16 protein-coding genes are annotated in these 20,746 nt (G+C 44.8%); 13 read left to right on the top strand and 3 right to left on the bottom strand.

Annotation, left to right across the window (positions count from 1 at the left end):
- The first annotated feature begins 10 nt into the window (after positions 1 to 10).
- From KQI22_RS02565 to KQI22_RS02545, 5 genes are all read left to right on the top strand, one after another.
- Complete coding sequence (locus tag KQI22_RS02565) at positions 11 to 604, top strand: type IV toxin-antitoxin system AbiEi family antitoxin domain-containing protein (protein WP_216550515.1); 594 nt, start codon at positions 11 to 13, stop codon at positions 602 to 604.
- A complete protein-coding gene (locus tag KQI22_RS02560; RefSeq protein ID WP_216550514.1) occupies positions 605 to 1,462 on the top strand; it encodes a nucleotidyl transferase AbiEii/AbiGii toxin family protein in 858 nt (285 codons plus the stop codon).
- A gap of 457 nt (positions 1,463 to 1,919) precedes the next feature.
- The gene (locus tag KQI22_RS02555; protein ID WP_216550513.1) at positions 1,920 to 2,594 is read left to right on the top strand and encodes a DUF3800 domain-containing protein; all 675 of its coding nucleotides are present in this window, start codon (positions 1,920 to 1,922) and stop codon (positions 2,592 to 2,594) included.
- A gap of 142 nt (positions 2,595 to 2,736) precedes the next feature.
- Positions 2,737 to 3,624 carry a GIY-YIG nuclease family protein gene (locus KQI22_RS02550; protein ID WP_216550512.1) on the top strand — a complete coding sequence of 296 codons (888 nt, stop codon included), beginning with the start codon at positions 2,737 to 2,739 and terminating at the stop codon, positions 3,622 to 3,624.
- A gap of 286 nt (positions 3,625 to 3,910) precedes the next feature.
- Positions 3,911 to 4,573, top strand: a complete 663-nt coding sequence (locus KQI22_RS02545; protein ID WP_216550511.1) for an L-2-amino-thiazoline-4-carboxylic acid hydrolase — start codon at positions 3,911 to 3,913, stop codon at positions 4,571 to 4,573.
- An 11-nt stretch (positions 4,574 to 4,584) separates the two neighbouring features.
- On the opposite strand, the gene KQI22_RS02540 is transcribed toward KQI22_RS02545, so the two are convergent.
- Complete coding sequence (locus KQI22_RS02540; RefSeq protein WP_216550510.1) at positions 4,585 to 5,484, bottom strand: helix-turn-helix domain-containing protein; 900 nt, start codon at positions 5,482 to 5,484, stop codon at positions 4,585 to 4,587.
- A 179-nt stretch (positions 5,485 to 5,663) separates the two neighbouring features.
- Between KQI22_RS02540 and KQI22_RS02535 the strand changes: the two genes are divergently transcribed.
- The 7 genes from KQI22_RS02535 to KQI22_RS02505 all read left to right on the top strand — a co-directional run bounded on the left by KQI22_RS02535 (position 5,664) and on the right by KQI22_RS02505 (position 13,445).
- On the top strand, positions 5,664 to 5,903 hold the full coding sequence (locus KQI22_RS02535; protein ID WP_216550509.1) for a FeoA family protein: 240 nt from the start codon (positions 5,664 to 5,666) through the stop codon (positions 5,901 to 5,903).
- Positions 5,896 to 7,734 carry a ferrous iron transporter B gene (feoB, locus tag KQI22_RS02530; RefSeq protein ID WP_216550508.1) on the top strand — a complete coding sequence of 613 codons (1,839 nt, stop codon included), beginning with the start codon at positions 5,896 to 5,898 and terminating at the stop codon, positions 7,732 to 7,734. Before KQI22_RS02535 ends, feoB begins: the two co-directional genes overlap by 8 nt.
- A gap of 104 nt (positions 7,735 to 7,838) precedes the next feature.
- The gene (locus KQI22_RS02525) at positions 7,839 to 8,660 is read left to right on the top strand and encodes a class I SAM-dependent methyltransferase (protein ID WP_216550507.1); all 822 of its coding nucleotides are present in this window, start codon (positions 7,839 to 7,841) and stop codon (positions 8,658 to 8,660) included.
- Positions 8,661 to 8,751: 91 nt separating this feature from the next.
- Complete coding sequence (locus KQI22_RS02520) at positions 8,752 to 10,611, top strand: tetratricopeptide repeat protein (protein ID WP_216550506.1); 1,860 nt, start codon at positions 8,752 to 8,754, stop codon at positions 10,609 to 10,611.
- A 120-nt stretch (positions 10,612 to 10,731) separates the two neighbouring features.
- Positions 10,732 to 11,688: a MetQ/NlpA family ABC transporter substrate-binding protein gene (locus KQI22_RS02515; protein WP_216550617.1), complete on the top strand. Its 957-nt coding sequence runs from the start codon at positions 10,732 to 10,734 to the stop codon at positions 11,686 to 11,688.
- 94 nt (positions 11,689 to 11,782) lie between these two features.
- On the top strand, positions 11,783 to 12,793 hold the full coding sequence (locus tag KQI22_RS02510) for a methionine ABC transporter ATP-binding protein (RefSeq protein ID WP_216550505.1): 1,011 nt from the start codon (positions 11,783 to 11,785) through the stop codon (positions 12,791 to 12,793).
- Positions 12,783 to 13,445 (top strand): methionine ABC transporter permease, encoded by a 663-nt coding sequence (locus KQI22_RS02505; RefSeq protein WP_216550504.1) that lies wholly within the window; start codon positions 12,783 to 12,785, stop codon positions 13,443 to 13,445. The genes KQI22_RS02510 and KQI22_RS02505 overlap by 11 nt, the downstream gene beginning before the upstream one ends.
- A gap of 316 nt (positions 13,446 to 13,761) precedes the next feature.
- Here the strand turns inward: KQI22_RS02505 and KQI22_RS02500 are convergent, their stop codons facing one another.
- Positions 13,762 to 17,397 carry an FtsX-like permease family protein gene (locus KQI22_RS02500; RefSeq protein WP_216550503.1) on the bottom strand — a complete coding sequence of 1,212 codons (3,636 nt, stop codon included), beginning with the start codon at positions 17,395 to 17,397 and terminating at the stop codon, positions 13,762 to 13,764.
- A 50-nt stretch (positions 17,398 to 17,447) separates the two neighbouring features.
- Positions 17,448 to 18,161, bottom strand: a complete 714-nt coding sequence (locus tag KQI22_RS02495; RefSeq protein ID WP_216550502.1) for an ABC transporter ATP-binding protein — start codon at positions 18,159 to 18,161, stop codon at positions 17,448 to 17,450.
- A 448-nt stretch (positions 18,162 to 18,609) separates the two neighbouring features.
- On the opposite strand from KQI22_RS02495, the gene KQI22_RS02490 reads away from it, so the two are divergent.
- Entirely contained in the window at positions 18,610 to 20,733 is a 2,124-nt protein-coding gene (locus KQI22_RS02490) for a SulP family inorganic anion transporter (RefSeq protein WP_330623239.1), read from the top strand.
- Positions 20,734 to 20,746 lie beyond the last annotated feature (13 nt).

The raw sequence follows: 20,746 nt of genomic DNA, 5'->3' as shown, positions 1-20,746 counted from the left end.
GAGAAACTATATGACTCAATTTGAAAAATTAGATTTATTGTTGATTGAATACAGGGGAACAATTCAGACCTTTCAAGTTATAAATAATGGAATTAGTAAAGCTGTGTTTTATGCATATGTGAAGGAACGGGGATTGGAACAGGCAGCTCATGGTGTTTATGTTTCACCGGATACATGGACAGATGCTATGTACATTTTACATTTACGTTGTAGTCAGGCTGTATTTTCTCACGAAACTGCATTGTTTTTTCATGATTTAACGGACAGAGATCCTTTGAAATATGCCATAACAGTAAGAACCGGATATAATCCCAGCCGTTTACAGGAAGATGGTTTTCAGGTATATACAATAAAAAAAGAATTACATGAGGTAGGAATTACAACTATGCAGACATCATTTGGGCATGCTGTTCCGGTATATAATATGGAGCGGACAATATGTGATTTGCTTCGAAGTAGGAAAAATATAGAAATACAGGTCTTTCAGGATGCATTAAAGCAATATGCCAGACGTAAGGATAAAAACTTGCGGATGCTTATGAAATATGCAGCCCTGTTTCATGTTGAAAATGTTCTTAGACCATATTTGGAGGTGTTGCTTTAAATGATAACAACAGCAAGGCAGTTAAAAGATTTGATTCGGAACTTGTCAAAGAAAAAATCCGCAGATGCGCAAATTTTGATGCGGAATTATATGATGGAACGTTTTTTAGAACGAATTTCTTTATCAGAGTATAAAAATCAGTTTATATTAAAAGGCGGAATGCTGGTGGCAGCAATGGTTGGGCTTGATGCCAGAGCAACTATGGATCTGGATGCTACCATAAAAGGTACTAATGTTAGTGTTACGGATGTAGAGATGATCATATCCAGAATTATATCCATTCCTTTAGACGATGGTGTTTTATTTCGAATCAAACGGATATCGGAAATTATGGAAGAAGCAGATTATCCCGGTATTCGTGTAAGCATGGAAACGAAATTTGATGGTGTAATCACACCATTAAAGATTGATATTTCTACAGGGGATGCAATTACACCAAGAGAGATCAAATACAACTTTAATCTTATGCTTGAAGACCGCACAATTGAGGTATGGGCATATAATCTGGAAACGGTATTGGCTGAGAAACTGGAAACTGTTATTAGTCGAAATATTACAAATACACGAATGAGAGATTTTTATGATATTTATATCTTACAAAAGCTGTATGGAGAACAACTCAAAAAGCAAGTTTTACGGAATGCACTTGTGGCTACAGCCAAGAAAAGGGGAACATTAGAACAAATTGAATCTGAGGATATAAGAGAAATATTCGATGAAATTGAATCAAATCCGGTTATGGAGACCTTATGGAAAACATATCAAAAGAATTATTCTTATGCTGCTGATATTTCGTGGCATATAGTTATGGAGTTTACTAGAGAATTATATCAATCTGGATATTCGGGTAAGTTTTGAAACATGATTCGTAAGATTTGGATATTTTTCATCATATAACTACTCAAAATCAATAACCTTGAATAAACAACATTTATCTACTGAGAATTGACGAATAAATCAGTTGTGTTATAATATAACCACAAAGGTGCTACCGATAGACGGCTAGCCCAGAATAAATTATGGTTGTAAAAACAACCGTCGTAATCTTTCTGAGGGACTAACGGCGGTTGTTTTTACTGTTTATAAGCCTTTCGACTATTCTTCCGATTGCAAATCCAGCAGAGAAGAACGGTCTGATATATAGTAATAAATGAAATCTTGAATTTGATACATATTTATGATATCCTTAGCATATATTAAAGATGTGATGCATCATATCTTATGGGCTGGTCGAAAGACCCGGGTCCACCAAATGGCGGGTAAGACACCCGCCTTTTTAATACGTAAAATTGGGGTTTGAATAGAAAAGAGGGCCATGAAAGAATTAAGTATATTTGTAGATGAGTCAGGAGATCTGGGAGAATATGATTACCATGCACCATTTTATATAATTTCTTTGGTATTGCATGATCAAAGATATAACATGGAAAAAGAGTTGATTGCTTTAGAAGAAAGCTTATCAAATTTAGGTTGGGCTAATCATTGTGTGCATGCTGGACCGGTAATAAGATCGGAAGAGGATTATAGGGGATGTAGTCTTGAAGAAAGGCAGAAAATATTAAAAAGAATGATGTCATTTGTAAGACATTTAGATATTCGCTTTAAATCCATCTATATTGAAAAGAAACATATGGAAGACTCAGTTGAAGCAACTGGAAAGCTAAGCAAACAATTAGCTTCATTCATTCGTGAGAATATGGCATTTTTTTATGATTATGATGTTGTAAAAGTATATTATGATAATGGACAAATTGAGGTAACAAGAATACTTTCGTCTGTATTTAATGCTTTATTGGAAAATGTTCAATTTAGAAAAGTAATGCCATCAGATTATAGATTATTTCAGGTTGCGGATTTGATATGTACATTAAAATTGACAGAATTAAAATCGGATGCACATATGCTTTCAAAATCAGAGAAATACTTTTTTGGTGATGAACGAACATTACGTAAGAATTATATAAAACCGCTTAATAACAAAGAAATGTAACATGAAGAAAACTGTATGGGCAGCTTTAATTCCTTGTATATTAATAAGTTGTGGCATTTTTATATACCTTTAAAAATTATTGGGAAATATCAATAATGTAATATGATAGATATAGAGTTATATTATGAATATGAGGGATAAGATGCAAAAGTATTGTATTTACAAAGTAACAAATTTAATAAACGGAAAAATTTATATTGGAAAAACTAATAATTTCAAAAAAAGAAAATTAGAACATACTAGATATGACGTAAATAATGAAAATATTTTCCATAAGGCTTTGAGAAAATACGGTGAGAATAATTTTATATGGGAAGTAATTGATGAATGTGAGGGACTGGATGAAATAAATAAGCTGGAAAAGTATTATATCAGAAAATATAAATCATACAAACCAAATGGATATAATATGACTAAGGGTGGAGATGGGGGAAGTATGTGGAATGCTAGACCGGTGGTTTGTTTGACATTAGAGGGAAAATTTGTAAAGAAATATGATAGTGCTGCGGAAGCAAAAAAAGATGGTTTTAGTGATTCCAATGTACTTGAGTGCTGCAAAAATATCTTACTGCAAACCAAAAAGCACTTGTTTATGTTTGAAGATGAATATATTAAACAGGGGCCAAAAAAGTATAAGAAGCCTGTGAGTAAATCAAGAAAAGCGATAGTGCAATGTGATAATAAAGGAAATTTTATTAAAAGATATGAAAGTGTGCTTATGGCATCAGAGGAAACAGGAATTGCAAGATCAAGAATTTCATCTGTATTGACCGGAGTCAGTAAAACAACAGGTGGATACATATTTGTGTATGAAAATCAATACCCCATTACAGATTTAAAAAAATATATACATAGAAAAAAGGGCAAAGAAATAGAAAAAATAGATATAGTAACTGGAGAAGTCCTTAAAGTATATAAAAGTGTAGCAGATGCAGGGAGGGATTTAAAAGTAAATTATAAGAGTATTCATAAAGTGTTAGATATGTCCGGCAGGACAGCATATGGATATAAATGGAGAACCATCAAATAAGAAAACTAAAAGAAATGGATATTTATGATGATTGAATGGAAATCTACCCATCGGATGGAATACCGGATAATTTTGTGATATAGGATAGAGATTTTCCGAATGAACTTTGAAAAGAAACTTCTGTCGTTTTTCCGGCAAAAGTTCGAGTGGAAGAAAACCGAAGATATATAATTGGATTACTTTTGCCTGAAAAAATTTGCACCCCTCCCACGGATATGCTAAACTATCTATAGTTAGAACCTGCTAACAGAAAACGGATCAGTCAGGTTTATGGGAGGTAATGCGCATGAAACGGGCATATGCAGTGTCGCAATACGGAAAGTGCTATGAGCAGTATTGTAAGGAATATCTGCCGCAGCAGGCGAAGGAGATTTTTGATAAGGCAGAGCAGTATTATATAGAGTTTGTCAAAAATGATATGCCGGATCTGGGAGAAAACCTGATGGCAAAAAACATGCTGGACTGGTTTACCATTCTTTCATTTTATGAGGCAAGCGATCATAAGCTGGACGGTGAAGTGCTTCTTAAGATCAAGCGGAAAGCTGCGGATAAAATGCGTTTTCTGGGAAAATTCGTGAACGGGAATAAGAGCCGGTGGCCTTATAAAATGTTCGAGAAAACCTATGTGAACTTTAACAAAATGAAAAAAGAGCATCAGGATAAGGGCGAATGGATGGACACTTGGGATGTGAAGATCAACCCGGATCACCGGACGGAAGGCTTCAATTTCTACCTGATCGGCTGTCCGATCGCAAAGCATGCTAAGGAGCACGGCTATGACAAGCTGCTTCCGTATCTGTGCAAAACAGACCATTATCTGGCAGAAGTCATGCATGCCCGCCTGATCCGTACCCAGACAGAGGCACTGGGAGGCGATCACTGCGATTACTGGTATGTCGGGGATGAAAGCCCTGCGCTCGCCGAATATAAAGATCTGGAACAGATATAAATTAGGACGCTTTATTTGGTGGACCGTCGAAATTCCAGTGGCGATATGCCATATTCATCTGCAAATACTTTGGCAAATTTGCCTTGATTTTCATAGCCGACCATGTTTGCGATCTCAATTACCTTCAGGTTCGTGGATGCCAGCAGACTGGCGGCTTTTTCCATGCGTTTCTTTCTGAAATAGGCAAGATAACTGTCGCCTAAAATTCCCTTTACATACAATTTAAAACTGCTTTCGCTGATACCGAAACGGTCTGCCATTTCCTTTGCGGTGATCCGTCTGGACAGATCCTGCAGGATCAGAGATTCCGCCTCTTTGACAATCGCGATCTGCGATCTGGTAAAGTAGGTGTCCGGCTCACTTTCACATGGCATGGTCATGAGTGTATGGAGAAGACGCAGCACATAATAGCGCAGAACGCCGACCTCCGGCTTCTTTTGCAGCTCCCAGACTTCTTTTACAAGTGCGGACAGCGTATCGTGCATCCGATGCAGGTAAAGTCCGGTATTTTGGCAAAACAGCTCTGTGATCCTGTCGACTGAAATGCCCATCTGGGATAGAAAATCTGCCCCAGCCGCCTGATGGAGCACAGACAGATCGATATAAAGCTGGACGCCTTCGTATAATCTACCCGGATAATAAAAATCCTTTGTGGGCAGGATTGTGCTGGCGCAGACCTGCTTTTCCTTTACGATCACATAGCGGTTACCTGTCAGGGAGGTGTCGCATCTGCCGCGCAGACAGAAATTTACGACCAGCATCTGATCGGAAAACAGCGCGCCGTCCCCGGTTGTCCAGCTATCCGTATAAATGTGGTTAAAAGACATCGTAATGCCCGGTGCGAGAATATAGACGTCTACAAGTCCTTCTTTTTCTTTTTGCAGTGAAAGATGATTTTCTAAAGTGTCCATGTGCCCATTCTAGCATTCTCCTGCCCGTAAAACAATCAGATCCAAAAATATAATTGCTAAACGGGCTTAAAATAACCAAATGGATTTTACACATAGTATATAGTCTGCTAGTATGCAAGCAGTTAGATGGTGCTAATTAAATGCTGTTTGGACTAATTTGGAAAACAGGAGGAGAAAAAGTGGAAAAGAAAACACTTTCTGAAGCAGAACCGGGAAAACGGTATTCTGTTTTGGAGATCAAAGAGGAAGCTCGTCTGATCAACAGATTATCTGCTATGGGGATCATGCAGGGAAGCCAGATCGAAGTCTGTCAGAATCAGAAAAAACAGCCGGTGCTGCTTTTTGCAAGAGATACGCTGGTGGCGATCGGGCGTCAGGAATGTCAGAAGATCGTGATAGGAGGGCTTGGCAATGCATGATAACAATGGAAATACGCCTGTGATCGCGCTGCTTGGACAGCCAAATTCCGGGAAATCTACTATTTTTAATATGATGACAGGTTCTCATCAGCACGTGGGAAACTGGCCGGGGAAAACCGTTGAACAAAAAGAGGGTACATATAAATGGAAGGGACAGCAGCGGATCCTGGCAGATCTGCCGGGCAGTTATTCTCTTTCAGCAGGCTCGGATGAGGAGATCATCACAAAGGACTATATTGCTTCGGGGAATGCGGATCTGGTGCTTGTCATGGCAGATGCTTCCCAGTTAAAAAGAAGTCTGTATATGTTGGCAGATTTTGCGGGAACGCCCGTTCCGGCGGTTCTGATCCTGAATATGATGGATGTGGCGGAAGGACAGGGCATTGTGATCGACACCGGAAAGCTCTCTGAAAAACTGGGCATTCCGGTAGTACCAATGTCTGCGATCTGCAGGAAAAACTACCAGTTATTGTATGAAACGATCGAAAAGGCACTGGCTGAGAAGCCTGTCCTGCACTGGCATACCATGGAGCAGCCAAAGGAGAAGATGGCGTTTATCGATGACGTGCTCAGCGACGTGTTAAAGGCAGGAAAAACAGCGAAGAATGCATTTACCAGTTTCGATAAAAAAGCACTTTCGCCGGTAAAAGGAAAGCTGATGGCATTTGGGATCATTCTGGTGATCTTTCTGCTTGCCATGATCTTTGCGGGAATTATCTCAGGCATTGCATCTGCTGTTCTGACGCCGCTGGCAGCAGGGCTGAAATATGTGATGGAACAGATCCATGTGCATCCGCTGCTCATTTCCCTGGTCTGCGATGTACTTGTCAATGTGCTCTATTTTGCCTGCATGATGGCATCTTTTGTGCTGGGCATAACACTGGGATTTAATTTAATGGAAGAAACAGGATATCTGGCAAGGATTTCCTTCCTGTTTGACTATACGATGTCAAAGGTCGGACTGCAGGGCAAAACGATCATGCCATTTTTCATGGGACTTGGCTGTACGATCGCAGGCACGACCGGAACGCGCGTGGTCGATAATTGGGGACAGCGCGTGCTGGCGATCGCCATGTCATGGGCAGTTCCGTGCGCAGCAACTTTATCGGTCGTTCCGACGATTGCGATCGCGTTATTTGGCAGTACAGGTGGATTTCTTGTGATCGTATCGATCTTTTTATTTATGTTTCTGATGATGTGGGTTGTCTATAAGGTATTTGGCAATTCTCTTTCCCCGAAGGAAGAACGCGTGGGACTCATCATGGAGCTGCCACCGTATCATAAGCCGGATCTTAGAAATATCTTATATGTGACATTTCAGCGTACTTTTGACATCTTCCTGCGCGCACTGCGTGTCATCACACTGGTGTCCATTGCCTTTTTCGTGCTGACCTACGGCTTTGGCGGATCGCCGGAAACAAGTATTTTGTACCGTATTGGTGTGATCATAGAGCCGGTAACGATGTTCTTCGGACTGAAATGGCAGGCGTTTCTGGCATTCTGTGCCTCAGCGATCTCCAAAGAATCGCTTCTGGGCGTGTTAAACACGCTGTACGGAACGGGCGGAAGCCTTGTCAGCTCTACGTTTGGTGCTAAGACCGCAGGAAGTGCAGCAGGTATTTCAGAGATACTGTCTGCTAACTTTACAAAAGCGCAGGGACTTGCCTTTATCTTTGCGATCAGCTTTAATATGCCGTGTGTCAGTGCACTTGCTGCAACTGCAAGAGAAACACATTCCGTCAGATGGACAGCCAAGATCGGTGTTTTCTACACGGCCGCAGCATTACTGGTTTCCTGCATTGTATACCATGTCGGACTGCTGGTATTTTAATGCCTGCATAACAGAAAAAGTCAGCGGCCTGATAGTTTGCAAAAAAACAGATATATGCTATACTCGGAGTTAGAACTAACTAACAACAAATAGAGGGAGCAAATATGCATATTGAATCAAATACCATTCAGGAAACTTTAGTCATCCCATTATGGGGCAGGAAATATTGTTCGGATATTTATCCGGAGCTTTACAAAGATCCGATGGCGGAAAAGATCATGGAAAATCTGGATTACGATTTTTCCGTGCTGGAGCAGAAGAAAAGCAGTACGATGTTCCGGTTCGGCTATCTGGAAGCAGCAGCGAGATATACGGATCTGGCAACGGAGATAAAGGAATATATCGGGCAGCATCCAAAGGCAGCGGTCGTAAATCTGGGCTGTGGGTTGGACTGCAGCGCGGAAAACAACGCAGGCCCAGATAATAAGATCTACAATATTGACAGGCAGGATGTGATCGATGTCAGAAATGAACTGATTCCGCCGGCAGAGAATGTAACGAATATCGGATCGGATCTGAATGATACCGCATGGTTTGATGCCATAGATGACAGTGACGGCGTGATCTTCTTTGCCGCCGGGGTATTTTATTACTTTCTGGCAGAGGAAGTGCGCAAGCTGTTTACTGCGATGGCAAAGCGTTTCCCGGGCGGACGGCTTGCTTTTGACACAGCAAACCGCAAGGCTGTTAAGATGATGCTGAAAACCTGGGTAAAAACAGCGGGCATTACGGATGTGGAGAAATATTTTTATGTGAATGATGTGCAGGATCTGGGGGCATGGCTTCCGCAGGCAAAGATCTCGGCAAAGGGCTATATGCTGGGCTACAGCGATCTGAAAATTCCTTCGGTCAGCGGCTTTTTCAGATTCCTGTCCAAAGTGGGAGACGGCTATATGAAGATGCGGATCGTACGGATCGACTTTTAGAATTGAGGGAACGCTAGCGTTCCCTCAATTCTTGTGTTATACTCATCAAGTAGGCTTACCTGCATGTATATATAGGAGAATGGAGAAGCATATGTTATTCGGAAAAAAGAAAAATGAAACAGCAGAAGAGAGAGGAATCGGTTCTGCAATAGAGCTTGGTGAAAGAATAGAGATATTTGATTCGTATGGCAGAAAAGCCAGTATGTTAAAGACTGACTGGGCAGAAAAGCTTCTGCCGGGCAGATTAAAAGAATGCTGGGACAATGCGGATCGTCTGTACGCAGAGATCATCTTCAATGTAGATAATAATATGGCATACGAAGTCACAGAGGCAGCGGAGCATCTGTTTGAGCTGGAGCCTGAGAAAGAGAGAGCAGCGATCTTACTTTCTATTGTATACAGAAAGCAGGAGCGGTTTGAAAGTGCCAGAACAGTGCTGGAGGACTTTATGCAGGAGCATGGCAAGTCAGGCGCGCTTCTTGTCAATCTTGCCAGAGTTTATGAAGCACAGGATGATATCAAGAAAGCACAGAATACCTTATGGGAAGGACTTACTCTGGATCCAAATCAGGATAACGGACTTTCCTGGTGGCTGTTTACCCAGCGGGAAGAGGGTGACAAGGAGAAGTATCTGCGTGCACTGAAGGCAGCAGGACAGCTTCCGGGCGCATATCTGCCACAGCTTTATCAGGCACGTTTTTATCTGGAAGAAAATCAGGTCAGAGATGCTCTGAATATATATAAAGAAGTACTGGCAACGGATGCGGACAAGCGCCAGGTTCTGCCGATGATCTCCGGTGATCTCGGTAAATTCAGTCTGCTCAAGGCAATGGTCACACTGATCGCTCCTGTATATGATCTGGATGAGCACGATGCCAGAACCGGTCTGAACCTGGTGCAGGCATATCTGGGACTTGGCGAGCTGGAAGAAGGCGAAAAGCTGCTTGGCAGGCTGTTCCGTCTGGAGCGTGCAGATCTGAAGCAGCCGCTTCTGGAGATCTCAGCCCGTTTTGATAAAGAGAAAAGACAGAAAGTTGTGGAACAGCAGCAGACCGCGGATAAAAAAGTGGAGATACTTGGGATTGACAAACCGCTCTTTTATTTCGGTATGAAAGAAGGTACGTTCCCGGAGGTAGATAAGACAGGAAAGAAAAAGATCGGTATTTTATCTTATACCAATAAGAAGGAATCTGTTGTGGAAAGACGTGCGGAAGCAGAAAACGAAGCAAGCAGACTGACAAAGAGTATTCCGCTCTTTATCAGCGAAGCCCTGTATTTTTATTCCGATTTTTCGCCGATCGTATATATTCCGCTCATCAACCAGATCGGTGCGGTATTGCCCGGAACCGAGTGGGATCAGGCATTTTTGGAAAGAATGGTCAAACAGCATGGTCTCGACATGCTGATCACAGGTGATATTCAGGTCACAAAGGACAACAGCGGTTATGCGATAAATACGAAGATCGTCCATGCAGATGGCAGCACGCATAAGGATGAAACTGTTCTGACAAAGGGACAGGATATCATGAGCCTGCTCAGTCGTATGTATCTGCATGCAACCGGATCTGCACTGCATGATGCAACGGAATTAAGCGGCTTTTACCAGCTTCCGAAGGTAGAGCTCTCCATGCAGTATCTGACAGCACTTGCACAGTCTCTGACACAGACCATGGTACAGATGCGTACCGTACCGTTTGCGCATTTATGGGGCGAGCGTAATATCATCAACTGGTTTATGAACATTGCACTTGCCGATCAGAAATACTTTATGATGAAGCTGCTCTTTTTACAGAGCCTGATCCGCAGCCGTGCGTATGGTTCCGACGTGTATCTGGAATATACCAATGTTGCCAAAAAGATCCTGGCAGACACGGAAAAGCAGGCGGCAGAAATAGGCGAGACAGCGCAGCATATAGTTGAAGCCTTGGAATCTATGCTGGTTATAGAGTAAACCTATAACGGATTCTAAAAATGTGCAATAACCAAAAGCATTGACAAAAAAGCACAGAGCGGATATACTCCTATTATTCCGATAGGAAATAACGAATCTAAACGGAAATAGGAGGAGAACATTATGAAAAAGTTAACAGCATTATTACTGACAGGAGCACTTGCAATCAGCGTGCTGACCGGATGCGGTAATACAACAGATGACACAAAGGATCAGGCAGTTACAGATGCAGCAACAGATGCAACTGATGAAGCTGCAGACGCAGCAGATGCTTCCGATGCAGCAACAGATGAAGCAACTGATGAAGCAACTGACGAAGCAAGCGATGCAGCAGTAGAAAGCAAAGGTACTATCACAGTAGCAGCATCCGCTACACCACATGCAGAGATCTTAGAGGAAGCAAAGCCAATCTTAGCTGAGCAGGGATGGGATCTTGAAGTAACAGTATTTGATGATTATGTACAGCCAAACCTTGTAGTAGAAAGCGGCGAATTTGATGCAAACTACTTCCAGCATATTCCATATCTGGATGAGTTCAACGCAGAGCAGGGAACACACCTTGTAAATGCAGGTGGTATCCACTACGAGCCATTCGGTATCTACCCAGGAACAAAGTCAAGCCTTGATGATCTGGCTGACGGCGATGTGATCGCAGTTCCAAACGATACAACAAACGAAGCAAGAGCACTGCTTCTTCTGGAAGCAAATGGCGTGATCACATTAAAGGATGGCGCAGGTCTGACAGCTACAGTAAATGACATTGCAGAAAATCCAAAGAATGTAGAGATCAAAGAGCTGGAAGCAGCACAGGTTTCCAGAGTAAAAGACGAAGTTGCATTTGTCGTATTAAACGGTAACTATGCACTGCAGGCAGGTTTCTCAGTAGCAAAGGATTCTATCGCATATGAGACATCTGATTCCGAAGCAGCTAAGACATATGTAAATGTTATCGCAGTCAAAGAAGGAAACGAAAACAGCGATGCGATCAAAGCTTTAGTAGATGTACTGAAATCTGATGAGATCAAACAGTTCATCAACGACAAATATGACGGCGCAGTTATTCCTTTTGAAGAATAAGAAATAAAATAATGATAAGGCCTCCGGTCATTTGGAACGCTATGCTCTATGACCGGAGGTATCTGTATTTTAACGGAAAGATTGAGGAAGATGTATGGAACCAATCATTGAACTTACGCATGTAAGCAAAACCTTTCATGCACAAAACGGAGAAGTAGAAGCTCTGAAGGATATCAGCCTTTCTATTGAAAAGGGTGATATTTTTGGCATTATCGGACTTTCCGGCGCAGGAAAAAGTACACTGGTACGTTGCCTGAACCTGCTGGAAAAGCCGACGAGCGGAGAAGTGATCGTAAACGGAAACAGCCTGATGTCGCTTTCCAATAAGCAGCTTCGCAAAGAAAGACAGCGGATCGGTATGATCTTTCAGCATTTCAACCTGCTGATGCAGAGAACCGTTCTCGATAATATCTGTTTCCCGCTTGAAATTGCCGGCGTCAAAAAGAGCGAAGCAAGAAAAAGAGCGATGGAACTATTGGAAGTTGTAAATCTGTCTGAAAAGGCAAAGGCATATCCGGCGCAGCTTTCCGGTGGACAGAAGCAGCGTGTGGCGATCGCACGTGTGCTTGCGACAGATCCTGAGATTTTGCTGTGTGACGAGGCGACCAGTGCGTTGGATCCACAGACCACAAAGTCTATTTTATCGCTTTTGAAGGAAATCAATGAAAAACGCGGTATTACGATCGTTGTCATTACACATGAAATGGCTGTTGTACAGGAGATCTGCTCCCATGTTGCAGTGCTTGACCACGGCAATCTGATGGAAACAGGCTCTGTAGAAGATCTGTTCCGCAAACCGAAAACGGATGCGGCAAAACGCCTGGTGCTTTCCGGTTTTGCACATATCGGTGAGATGAAGGGCGAAAGAAAGGTACGTGTCACATTCGACGGACATACCGCTTTTGAGCCGATCATCGGTAATATCATTCTGGAATATAAGACGCCGATCAACATCCTGTATGCGGATACAAAGACGATCAATGGCAATGCAGAGGGTGAAATGATCCTGCAGCTTCCGCAGAATGAGGAGATTGCAGATAAGATCGTATCATATTTCAAAGAGAAGAATTTAGGTGTTGAGGAGGTAGATGATTATGCTAGATAGTACAACGATCCATATGCTTGTGGAAGGTACAGGCGCAACACTTTACATGACATTGCTCTCCACCTTTTTCGGTTATGTACTCGGACTTCCGATCGGTATTATCCTGACGATCACAGATAAAGAAGGTATCAAACCGAATGCGGTAGTGTATAAGATCCTTGATTTTATCGTAAATATCCTGCGTAGTATTCCGTTCCTGATCCTGCTGATCCTGCTCATTCCGGTTACGAGATTTATCGTCGGTAAGAGCTATGGTGTGGCAGCAACGGTTGTACCGCTTGTATTTGCAGCAGCACCATTTATCGGACGTATGGTGGAATCCTCCTTAAAGGAAGTAGATAAGGGTGTGATCGAAGCCGCACAGAGTATGGGTGCAGGCACTATGACGATCATCTGGAAGGTGCTTTTAGCAGAAGCGCGTACTTCCCTTCTGGTTGGCCTGACGATCGCGATCGGAACGATTCTCGGCTATTCCGCCATGGCAGGTGTTGTCGGCGGTGGCGGACTCGGTGATATTGCGATCCGTTACGGTTATTACCGTTACCAGACTAATATTATGATCATCACGATCGTCATTCTGGTTCTGCTCGTACAGATCCTGCAGGGAATCGGTATGATGGTTTCCAAGAAGCTGGATAGAAGACAGCACTAAAATAAATATGATGCCAGGGTCAAAAGGTCTAAACCCACATGAGCTTGCTCATGGGTGGGTGAAAGACCTTGGGACCCGCCCCGATATGAGCATAAAAGTGGGATGATAATCCCACGATATGCGAATATTGGGTAGAATTGTGGAAGTGCGTAGCATGGAACAATTCGCAGGCATCAAAGTCGGGGGATTTTGCCCCCGACATCATAAACATGAAATCATAAAATAAAAAGGCACCGGGTGAGGAACCTCAGCTCATGAAAATCGTCTCCGACGATGAGCTGAGGCTACATAATGCTTTGTGATACAAAGCATTACCTTATTCCGGTGCTTTCATACTTTCTACCATAGATACTTTCTTCAGTGATCGTCCGATCACAAGACTCACAATGATACTGAACAGAAGCGTCAGCAGGATCGCGTACAGGAAGCTGACCGGGCGGATACTTCTGCCGAACATGACCGCATCGACCTCAACGGTCGTAATGACAAACCGGTGCAGGGCGATACCGCCGAAAATACCGAAGAAGATACCTATTATTGTCAGGGCGTAGCTTTCCCGGTTGACGTAGCTGTCCACTTCACGGTCGTAGAAGCCGAGTACCTTGATCGTGGCAATCTCTTTGACACGCTCCGCCACATTGATATTGGACAGATTGTACAGTACAACAAAGGCAAGCCCTGCAGCACAGACAATGATGAGGACAACAACCGCATCAATGGAATTGAGCATATTCAGTACCTGCTTCACATTATCCTGTGTAAAGGTCAGGCTGGCAACATGATCCATGTCAAGAAGCACAGCGGAAACCTGATCCCGCATAGTCTGGCTGTCATCCGGCATTTTGCTGAGCGCTGCGTTGTAAACGGGCGCTTTTTTGAAGCCTGCTTTATAGGTGGCAGCACTCATGTAGACATAGTTGCTGACATAATGCTCGCAGACACCGGTTACGGTAAAGGAGGCTTTTTCCTCGTCCTCATTTTGCAGCGTGATACTGTCGCCTGCCTGAATGCCCAGTGTTTTTGCCAGTTTTTCCGTTACGATGATGCCATCCTCCTGCAGTGGTGTGGCTTTGCGGGAAATACGTTCGTGCAGATCTACAAAATCGCCAAAGGCGGAAAGATCTTTCGGAACCATCAGATAGACATCCACATCGCCGTCCTCTGCTTCCTGTCTGGTTGACTGGATCGAAATTGCAAGAGAATCCGAGAAAACCGTCGGATTTTCAAACAGATATTCCTGCACGGAGCCCTGCGTAAGGGCATCTTCTTCCGTAACGATCGTCATCAGATCATAATGGAACACATCATCATACTGCTTGGTAATGATCGCATTGAGGGAATCGGAAATACCGAAGCCTGCGATCAGCAGGGAAGTACAGCCTGCAACACCGATCACAGTCATCCAGAAACGCTTTTTATAACGGAACAGGTTACGGCAGGTTACCTTCCAGGAGAATGGGAAGTGACGCCACAGTGGCGTGATCCGCTCCAATAAGATCCGCTTTCCTGCCTTTGGTGCACGGGGCAGCATTAAAGTTGCCGGTACTTCGGATAAAGAGCTGCGACAGGTCAGTGCTGTCACGAGCAGGGAAAGCGCGATCAGTGTTCCGCCGGAGAACAGTGCCTGGGAAAGCCGCCAGGGCGTTGCGATGGCAGGCATATAATACATCATTTCATAAGCAGACCAGATAATGCTCGGGAATGCTTTAAATCCGACCGCAAGTCCGACGAGCGTTCCGGAAACGGAAGCCGTCAGTGCATACAGGATATATTTTTGCATGATCGTCCTGGCGGAGTAGCCAAGTGCCTTCATTGTTCCGATCTGTAAGCGTTCTTCTTCGACCATACGTGTCATTGTCGTGGAAACGACAAGTGCTGCCACCAGGAAGAAGAAGACCGGGAAAACGGTCGTGATAGCGTTCAGCTTGTCGATATTGGCGGTAAAGGAAGAGTAGCTGACGTTTTTATCTCTGCCCCAGACGTACCATTTTGGCATTTCCAGTGTATCCAGATCTGTCTGTCCGTCTTCGATCTCCTGTCTGGCGTCTGCCAGCTTTTCATCCACTTCTTTTTTGGCGTCTTCATAAGAAATCTCACCATCTGCTAATTTCTGCGCATTTTCCGCAATCGTTGCTTTGGCATCGTCCAGCTTGTTTCTGGCATCTTTCAGAGAAGCTTTGGCATCGGAGATCCGGGAAAGTCCGTCTGTCAGCTCGGTCTGTTTGCCGGACAGCGTAGCCCAGCTTCCCGCCAGCATGGCTTTGGCACCGGCGAGCTGCTTTTTACCGTTTTCAAGCTGCTTTCTGCCTTCGTCATATTGTTTCTGTCCTTTTTGAAGCTTTTGATTGGCTTGGGCAAGTTGTTCTTTGCTATCTGCCAACAGCTTTTTGTTTTCTGCCAGCTTGTCGGCATTTGCATCATAAGCACTTTGTCCCGCTGTAATGGATTCTCTGGCACTGTAAAGCTGGGAGATCGCAGGCAGAAGCTGGCTGATCCACTGTTCCAGATAAGCTGCCTCTACGGAATTGGCGGAAACTGACGGAAGCGCAACACCGTATTCTGCCATATTTTGTAAAAATGCGGTAGTTGTCTGCGGCGCACCATAGCCTTTATTACTTAAAAAGGCAAGAAAGCCATCCAGTCCATCCGCCGTCATGGAAGGCAGAAGAGAGGTCATGCCCTGTACACAGCCGGCAAGTCCGGACTGATAGCCTGCTTTTGCCGTATCCAGCTGCTCCTTGGCAGCGTCAAGCTGTGCCTGTCCGTCTTCTAACTGTTTTTTGCCACTCTGATAAGTGGTCATGCCACTGTCATATTGTGCCTGCCCTTTGTCCAGCTCTGTTTTGGCGCTGTCCAGTTTGGCTTCATTTTGCTGCAATAGCGTTTCACTATTGCTGATCCGGGCATCTGCCTCCTGCAGCTTCCTTTTGGCATCGCTAAGCTGGATCTCCCCATCTGCCAGCTTCTGCTCGTTTTCGGCGATCTGTGAAAGTGCATCCGCATAATCGGCTTCACCCTGTTCATATTCTGCCTGCCCGTCCGCAAGCTCTTTTTCACCGTCTGTCAGCTCTGTTTTGGCATCGGAAAGTTTCTGATCCGCTTCTTCTTTCGCTTCGTTATAGGAATCCCATGCATCGTCGATCTTCTGCTGCGCCTCGTCATAGATCTCGTCATATCTTGTCTGGCAGCGCAGATCCTGTATTGCTTCAATCTTGGTTTTCACAGCATCGACGAGTGGATCGTAATCATCGCCCAGACTGTTGGCGGCGAGGGCACCATCCACGGTTAAGTAAATTTCTGTATAGGCTGCAAAAGCGTAATCCTCCGGGAGCAGATACATAAGAAGATTGACACGCCCGTTTCCCACACTGGCGGGCTCTCTTTCAAAGCTGAAGTAGTTCGCACTGTGGACAATACCGACAACTTCGTACTCGGTTGTGGATAACTTACTGTCCAGATCTTCATTTTCAGGGCTGATCACCAGCTTGGAACCGATCGGATAAGCGGATGCCATATCGTTAGCCCCTGCTTCCACAACACATTCACCGGACTTTTCGGGCATACGGCCGTCAACAAGGAAGAGCTTATTGATTATATCCTGCTTTTCTGCACCGGTAGTCAGTGGCAGCGAATGTGCTCTTGCCACGACGGTATCATCTCCGGTCTGCACGAGAAGATCCGCATTGTAGGCAGGCTGGACGTCTTTGACGCCGTCTATGGCAGCAAGGGCGGAAACATCGTCATCGGTCAGACCGAGCGTGGAAACTACACGGATATCATAAAAGTTTGCATCGTCCATGTACGCTTCCATAGATTCCTTCATGTCATCCGGTGTTGCGTTCAGACCGGCAAGAAAGCCGACACCAAGTGCAACGATGGAAAAGATGGCAATAAATCTGCTTTTGGTATGCTTAAAGGTTCGTCTTATATTTTTGCGGTAGCTTCGGGTCATTTGTATCTTATCCTTTCAAGAAAACAGGGCTTTGCATGTAAGAGTGGCAGTTACCATTCAATCTCTTCTACCGGTGTAGGATGTTCGTTCAGTTTCTCCTCGACAACCTTTCCGCTGCCGATGCGGATCACGCGGTCAGCCATGGCGGCAAGTGCGCTGTTGTGGGTAATGACGATCACGGTACGGCCCTGTTTCCTGCAGGTCTGCTGTAAAAGGGCAAGTACCTGTTTTCCTGTTTTATAATCAAGTGCGCCTGTCGGTTCATCACAGAGCAGGATCTTCGGGTTTTTCGCAAGAGCTCTGGCGATTGAAACGCGCTGCTGTTCTCCACCGGAAAGCTGGGCAGGGAAGTTGTCTGTCCGGTCGGAAAGACCGACTTCGGCAAGCACGGTATCCGCGTCGAGCGGATCCTTGCAGATCTCGGAAGCAAGCTCAACATTTTCCTTGGCGGTCAGGTTCTGTACCAGATTGTAGAACTGGAATACAAAGCCGACATCGTAGCGGCGGTAAGTTGTCAGACGCTTACTGTCAAAGGAACTGACACATTCTCCGTCTAACAGGATCGTGCCTTCATCGCATGTATCCATTCCGCCAAGCATATTTAAAACGGTCGTTTTTCCTGCACCGGAAGGCCCTAAGATCACACAGAATTCCCCTTTTTCGATCGTAAAGGAGATGTGATCCGAGGCGGCAAACCGGTTATCACCGACCTGATAATATTTACAGACATTCTGAAATTGTACAAAAGGGGTTTTTTGTTCCATGGGGACCTCCTGGGGGCTTCACTTTTGTGCTCATAATGGGAATTACGTGATATCATACGGATTGTTCCGTGCATCGCACTTTCACAATCCTTTACTGGAACTCCAGCTATGAGAATCGCCTACGGCGATGAGCTGGAGCTGTATCCTGCATCAAAGATGCAGGACATTTCCATCATTCGCATATCTTAATGCTCATATCGGGGCGGGTCAGGAAGTCATGAAACCACTCCTGTGCAAGCACATCGTGTTTTCTGACCTCTGACCCTGATATCACTATATTATATCATCATATAAGTTTTATTTTGTAAAAATTTGATGAAATATGGTATCTTGCGCGGGATAGGAGTAGAATGATACAATAATATGCTGTCAGGGACATAAATCAAAACACGATGTGCCTGCACATTAGATAGAAAGAGGATGGCAGAAGTTGCATTTATTTCCGACTTTGAGAAAATATCAGAAAGAAAATCTGGGAAAAGATATTCTGGCGGGATTGATCATCATGGCGGTTTCGATACCGATCTCCATGGGATATGCGCAGATCGCAGGACTGCCTGCGGTTTACGGACTGTATGGTTCTGTACTGCCGATCCTGTTTTTTGCGGTCTTTTCCACTTCGCCGCAGTTTATTTTCGGTGTGGATGCTGCGCCTGCGGCGCTTGTCGGATCCGCACTGCTTTCTCTTGGAATTGAAAGCGGCTCTGCGGAGGCGATGCGTGCAGTTCCGGTTCTGACATTGTTTGTGTCACTTTGGCTGTTTGCCTTTTCGTATATGAAAGCCGGAAAGCTTGTCAATTATATTTCCGCACCTGTGATGGGCGGTTTTATCACGGGAATCTGTACGACAATCATTCTGATGCAGATACCGAAGCTGTTTGGCGGCAGTGCAGGTGTGGGAGAATTTTTCGAGCTTGCTGCGCATATCGCAGAAAGTCTGGAAAAGCTGAATCTGCCATCCCTTTTGCTGGGGCTTGCAGCACTTTTTATATTGCTTCTTTCCAAAAAGCTGATCCCAAAATTCCCGATGGCGGTGCTTTTAATGGCAGCAGGCGCATGCATGACAAAGTTTCTGCCGCTGAAGAGCTGGGGCGTTGTGACGTTATCCGCAGTAGAACCGGGGCTGATGCCATTTGCTCTGCCTGATCTTTCCGTGATCCCTGTCAGGGAGGCGGTAACGATCAGCTTATCAGTGGCGATCGTCATTATGGCGGAAACATTGCTTGCGGAAAACAGCTTTGCCCAGAAAAACGGATATCGGATCAATGACAATCAGGAAATTTTTGCGTTTGCAATGGGTAACCTTATAGCAGCACTGACAGGCTGCTGCCCGATCAACGGATCCGTTTCCCGTACAGCGATGGGAGAACAGTATCAGGCACGGACACAGCTTACCGGCATTGTAGCAGGTATTTCGATGCTTATCCTGCTGCTGGGCGGAACAGGCTTTATTGGTTACCTTCCGGTACCGATCCTGACGGCGATCGTTATTTCTGCGCTTTTGGGTGCCACAGAATTTGATCTGGCAGTCCGTTTGTGGAAGATCAGCCGGACAGAGTGTATGATCTTTATCGGTGCTTTTCTGGGCGTGTTATTCTTAGGTACGATCAACGGCGTTCTGATCGGTATTTTGTTATCCTTTGCGGAGGTCATCATCCGGACGGCAAAGCCTGCCAGATGCTTTCTGGGCATTCAGCCCGGACACAGGCATTTCCGGGATCTGAAGGAAAGCAGCCAGATCCATGCGGTGTCAGGTGTTCTGATCTACCGGTTCAGCAGCAATCTGTTTTTTGCCAATATACAGGTGCTCAGGCAGGATATCGAGGATCATATCACGCCGGAGACAAAGGCGGTCATTTTGGATGCGAGCGGGATCGGAAGCATTGATATCACCGCTGCGGATGGGCTGGATATCCTCTGTAAGTCTTTGCAGAAGCAGAATATCCGGTTTTATATCACGGAACACATTGCGGGACTGAACGAGCAGCTCCGCAAGCTGGGGCTTGGCTATCTGATCGAGGAAGGACATGTCAGACGCACGATCCATATCGCGCTCAAGGATATGGGAATTGGCAGACCGTATCCGCTCGAAGGCGGTGTTGATAATACAGAACGCAGTGCTTCCAGAAAGCGTGCGGACAACCGCGTACAGGAATTTGTCTGGGCATTTGGACAGGATGCGGAAGTGATGATCGAGAAACAGATCGAAAAGCAGATTGAACAGCTCAAGGAGACAGGCGATGTTGAGGCACTTCTGCATGGCCGCTGGGCACATATGGAAGAACTCGACGAGGATGAATGGCTGGAACATCTGGAAGAACATCTGAAGGAGATCGTCAATATTTCCGGTAAGGATGAACAGAAGCTGGCAGAAAAGATCGAGGCACATCGAAAAGAAGTGCATGACCGGATCGCGCAGGAACATCCTGAGCTGGCACAGAAATTCCGGGAGAGAAGACATATCCTGGATGCACATTTGAAAGAAAGAAGACCGGAGGTCTATGAGCTGATCATAGCCCTGCGCAGGAAGTACGAAGCAGAGCTGAGCCATGACGACCACGATAACTCATAAAAAAGAAGGACAG

Origin of the sequence: Kineothrix sp. MSJ-39 (genome assembly GCF_018917935.1) — a bacterium.
In the GTDB taxonomy this organism is placed as follows: domain Bacteria; phylum Bacillota; class Clostridia; order Lachnospirales; family Lachnospiraceae; genus CAG-194.
Note: the sequence above shows the minus strand (reverse complement) of the source record. Positions and strands in the feature narration are given on the sequence as shown.